Source organism: Streptomyces sp. NPDC127197 (genome assembly GCF_042672405.1).
GTDB classification, from domain to species: domain Bacteria; phylum Actinomycetota; class Actinomycetes; order Streptomycetales; family Streptomycetaceae; genus Streptomyces; species Streptomyces flavusporus.
Window position 1 is genome coordinate 1 of sequence record NZ_JBHXVG010000105.1, and the last position, 4,216, is coordinate 4,216.

The window sequence follows — 4,216 nt, forward strand, 5'->3', positions numbered from 1 at the left end:
GTCGGCCTGGGCCTCGCGGTCGCCCGGGGCTTCGCCGAGGCCATGGGCGGCACCCTCGACGCCGAGGACACCCCCGGCGGCGGCCTCACCATGGTCCTCACCCTCCGCGCGGCAGGAGCTCGCCCCGTGCTTCTTTCCTCCGCACCCCAAGAAAGGCAGGCTCAATGAACCGGGTGCTCGTGGTCGACGACGAGCCGCAGATCGTTCGCGCCCTCGTGATCAACCTCAAGGCGCGCAAGTACGAGGTCGACGCGGCCCAGGACGGGGCGACCGCCCTCCAGCTCGCCGCGGCTCGCCACCCGGACGTCATCGTCCTCGACCTGGGGCTGCCGGACATGGACGGCGTCGAAGTGATCAAGGGCCTGCGCGGCTGGACCCGCGTGCCGATCATCGTGCTGTCCGCCCGGCACTCCTCCGACGAGAAGGTCGAGGCACTCGACGCGGGCGCCGACGACTACGTCACCAAGCCCTTCGGCATGGACGAACTGCTGGCCCGGCTGCGCGCGGCCGTCCGCCGCGCCGAGCCCACCGGCGGCGGCGAGGACGAGGTGATGGTGGAGACCGAGGAGTTCACCGTCGACCTCGTCGCCAAGAAGGTCAACCGCGGCGGCAAGGACGTACGGCTGACCCCCACGGAGTGGCATCTGCTGGAAGTGCTGGTGCGCAACACCGGCCGGCTGGTCAGCCAGAAGCAGCTGCTGCAGGAGGTGTGGGGACCGTCGTACGGGACGGAGACCAACTACCTGCGCGTGTACATGGCACAACTGCGCCGCAAGCTGGAGGCGGACCCGTCGCACCCGAAGCACTTCGTCACGGAGCCGGGGATGGGATACCGCTTCGAGAAGTGAGCTTTCGAGCTGTGACACAGGGGTTACGTGACTGTCGGTGCACCCCGGTAGGCTTCAGACATGAGTGCTGTTCCTCGTTCCGAAAAGCCGGTGGGCCGGTTCCGGCGCATGCTTGACCGGCTCTCCTCTTCGCAGGAGGACCTGGAGTCCGAGGAACTGCGGGAGGACGCCGAGACCGCAGGCTGTACGCGGATCGGTGACTGCCACGACCGACAGATCGTCACGGTTACTGGTACCTTGCGCACGGTCACACTGCGGCCGCGCGCGGGAGTCCCGGCCCTGGAGGCCGAGCTGTTCGACGGCTCCGCCGCACTCGACGTGGTGTGGCTCGGTAGGCGCTCCATCGTCGGGATAGAACCGGGGCGCAAGCTGATCGCATCGGGCCGGATCTCGATGAGCCGGGGCCGCCGGGTGCTCTTCAACCCGAAATACGAACTGAGACCCCTCGGACGGGAGTAGCCGGTGACGTCGCTCGACAAGCCGACTGAACACACCGAAGACACCGATCAGGACGCCCGCGCGGTCACGGAGGCCGCGCTGTTCGAGGCGTTCGGCGGCGTGCGGGGCATGGTCGAGACGGTGCTGCCGGGCCTGCTCTTCGTGACCATCTACACGATCAACAAGGACCTGCACCTGTCGGCGATCGCCGCCCTGGGCGTGTCCCTGCTGCTCGTCGTGGTCCGCCTGGCGATGAAGGACACCGTCAAGCACGCCTTCAGCGGTGTCTTCGGCGTGGCTTTCGGCGTCGTCTTCGCGATGATGACCGGCAACGCCAAGGACTTCTACCTGCCCGGCATGCTCTACACGCTGGGCCTGGCGCTGGCGTACATCATCACGACCCTGTGCGGCGTCCCGCTGATCGGCCTGATGCTCGGCCCGGTCTTCAAGGAGAACCTCTCCTGGCGCACCCGCAACCCCGGCCGCAAGAAGGCATACGCCAAGGCCAGCTGGGCCTGGGGCCTGATCCTGCTCACCAAGTGCGCGATCCTCTTCCCGCTGTACTGGTGGGCCGACACCACACAGCTGGGCTGGGTGCTGGTGACCCTGAAGATCCCGCCGTTCCTGCTGGCGGTCTGGCTGACCTGGGTCTTCCTGGCCAAGGCGCCGCCGCCCATCGACGTGTTCGCCGAGATGGAGGCCGAGGAGCGCGCCGAGCAGGAGCGCAAGGCCGCCCTTGCGGGGGAGCACGGGGAGCTGCCGACCGGCGCTCGCCACCGGCGGGACTGACAGCCGTCGATACGAGGATGGGGCGCCCTGAGATCTCAGGGCGCCCCATCCTCGTATCGACGGCTGTCAGTCCCGCCGGTGGCGAGCGCCGGTCGGCAGCTCCCCGTGCTCCCCCGCAAGGGCGGCCTTGCGCTCCTGCTCGGCGCGCTCCTCGGCCTCCATCTCGGCGAACACGTCGATGGGCGGCGGCGCCTTGGCCAGGAAGACCCAGGTCAGCCAGACCGCCAGCAGGAACGGCGGGATCTTCAGGGTCACCAGCACCCAGCCCAGCTGTGTGGTGTCGGCCCACCAGTACAGCGGGAAGAGGATCGCGCACTTGGTGAGCAGGATCAGGCCCCAGGCCCAGCTGGCCTTGGCGTATGCCTTCTTGCGGCCGGGGTTGCGGGTGCGCCAGGAGAGGTTCTCCTTGAAGACCGGGCCGAGCATCAGGCCGATCAGCGGGACGCCGCACAGGGTCGTGATGATGTACGCCAGCGCCAGGCCCAGCGTGTAGAGCATGCCGGGCAGGTAGAAGTCCTTGGCGTTGCCGGTCATCATCGCGAAGACGACGCCGAAAGCCACGCCGAAGACACCGCTGAAGGCGTGCTTGACGGTGTCCTTCATCGCCAGGCGGACCACGACGAGCAGCAGGGACACGCCCAGGGCGGCGATCGCCGACAGGTGCAGGTCCTTGTTGATCGTGTAGATGGTCACGAAGAGCAGGCCCGGCAGCACCGTCTCGACCATGCCCCGCACGCCGCCGAACGCCTCGAACAGCGCGGCCTCCGTGACCGCGCGGGCGTCCTGATCGGTGTCTTCGGTGTGTTCAGTCGGCTTGTCGAGCGACGTCACCGGCTACTCCCGTCCGAGGGGTCTCAGTTCGTATTTCGGGTTGAAGAGCACCCGGCGGCCCCGGCTCATCGAGATCCGGCCCGATGCGATCAGCTTGCGCCCCGGTTCTATCCCGACGATGGAGCGCCTACCGAGCCACACCACGTCGAGTGCGGCGGAGCCGTCGAACAGCTCGGCCTCCAGGGCCGGGACTCCCGCGCGCGGCCGCAGTGTGACCGTGCGCAAGGTACCAGTAACCGTGACGATCTGTCGGTCGTGGCAGTCACCGATCCGCGTACAGCCTGCGGTCTCGGCGTCCTCCCGCAGTTCCTCGGACTCCAGGTCCTCCTGCGAAGAGGAGAGCCGGTCAAGCATGCGCCGGAACCGGCCCACCGGCTTTTCGGAACGAGGAACAGCACTCATGTCTGAAGCCTACCGGGGTGCACCGACAGTCACGTAACCCCTGTGTCACAGCTCGAAAGCTCACTTCTCGAAGCGGTATCCCATCCCCGGCTCCGTGACGAAGTGCTTCGGGTGCGACGGGTCCGCCTCCAGCTTGCGGCGCAGTTGTGCCATGTACACGCGCAGGTAGTTGGTCTCCGTCCCGTACGACGGTCCCCACACCTCCTGCAGCAGCTGCTTCTGGCTGACCAGCCGGCCGGTGTTGCGCACCAGCACTTCCAGCAGATGCCACTCCGTGGGGGTCAGCCGTACGTCCTTGCCGCCGCGGTTGACCTTCTTGGCGACGAGGTCGACGGTGAACTCCTCGGTCTCCACCATCACCTCGTCCTCGCCGCCGCCGGTGGGCTCGGCGCGGCGGACGGCCGCGCGCAGCCGGGCCAGCAGTTCGTCCATGCCGAAGGGCTTGGTGACGTAGTCGTCGGCGCCCGCGTCGAGTGCCTCGACCTTCTCGTCGGAGGAGTGCCGGGCGGACAGCACGATGATCGGCACGCGGGTCCAGCCGCGCAGGCCCTTGATCACTTCGACGCCGTCCATGTCCGGCAGCCCCAGGTCGAGGACGATGACGTCCGGGTGGCGAGCCGCGGCGAGCTGGAGGGCGGTCGCCCCGTCCTGGGCCGCGTCGACCTCGTACTTGCGCGCCTTGAGGTTGATCACGAGGGCGCGAACGATCTGCGGCTCGTCGTCGACCACGAGCACCCGGTTCATTGAGCCTGCCTTTCTTGGGGTGCGGAGGAAAGAAGCACGGGGCGAGCTCCTGCCGCGCGGAGGGTGAGGACCATGGTGAGGCCGCCGCCGGGGGTGTCCTCGGCGTCGAGGGTGCCGCCCATGGCCTCGGCGAAGCCCCGGGCGACCGCGAGGCCCAGGCCGAC

Annotated in this window: 8 protein-coding genes; 4 read left to right on the forward strand and 4 right to left on the reverse strand. The window is 68.4% G+C overall.

Annotation, left to right across the window (positions count from 1 at the left end; translation table 11 throughout):
* The 4 genes from ACFVJQ_RS45445 to ACFVJQ_RS45460 form a co-directional block, all read left to right on the forward strand.
* Positions 1-168, forward strand: a 168-nt coding sequence (locus ACFVJQ_RS45445; RefSeq protein ID WP_385509773.1) for an ATP-binding protein, incomplete at its 5' end; no start/stop codon positions are given.
* Complete coding sequence (locus ACFVJQ_RS45450) at positions 165-848, forward strand: response regulator (protein ID WP_385791843.1); 684 nt, start codon at positions 165-167, stop codon at positions 846-848. The genes ACFVJQ_RS45445 and ACFVJQ_RS45450, both read left to right, overlap by 4 nt.
* 60 nt (positions 849-908) lie before the next feature.
* Complete coding sequence (locus tag ACFVJQ_RS45455) at positions 909-1,307, forward strand: OB-fold nucleic acid binding domain-containing protein (RefSeq protein WP_105968602.1); 399 nt, start codon at positions 909-911, stop codon at positions 1,305-1,307.
* 3 nt (positions 1,308-1,310) lie between these two features.
* Positions 1,311-2,075, forward strand: a complete 765-nt coding sequence (locus tag ACFVJQ_RS45460; RefSeq protein WP_129801023.1) for a DUF3159 domain-containing protein — start codon at positions 1,311-1,313, stop codon at positions 2,073-2,075.
* A 66-nt stretch (positions 2,076-2,141) separates the two neighbouring features.
* Here the strand turns inward: ACFVJQ_RS45460 and ACFVJQ_RS45465 are convergent, their stop codons facing one another.
* The 4 genes from ACFVJQ_RS45465 to ACFVJQ_RS45480 all read right to left on the reverse strand — a co-directional run.
* Entirely contained in the window at positions 2,142-2,906 is a 765-nt protein-coding gene (locus ACFVJQ_RS45465; protein ID WP_129801023.1) for a DUF3159 domain-containing protein, read from the reverse strand.
* A gap of 3 nt (positions 2,907-2,909) precedes the next feature.
* Positions 2,910-3,308 carry an OB-fold nucleic acid binding domain-containing protein gene (locus ACFVJQ_RS45470; RefSeq protein WP_105968602.1) on the reverse strand — a complete coding sequence of 133 codons (399 nt, stop codon included), beginning with the start codon at positions 3,306-3,308 and terminating at the stop codon, positions 2,910-2,912.
* 60 nt (positions 3,309-3,368) lie between these two features.
* Complete coding sequence (locus ACFVJQ_RS45475) at positions 3,369-4,052, reverse strand: response regulator (protein WP_385791843.1); 684 nt, start codon at positions 4,050-4,052, stop codon at positions 3,369-3,371.
* Positions 4,049-4,216, reverse strand: a 168-nt coding sequence (locus tag ACFVJQ_RS45480; RefSeq protein WP_385509773.1) for an ATP-binding protein, incomplete at its 5' end; no start/stop codon positions are given. The genes ACFVJQ_RS45475 and ACFVJQ_RS45480, both read right to left, overlap by 4 nt.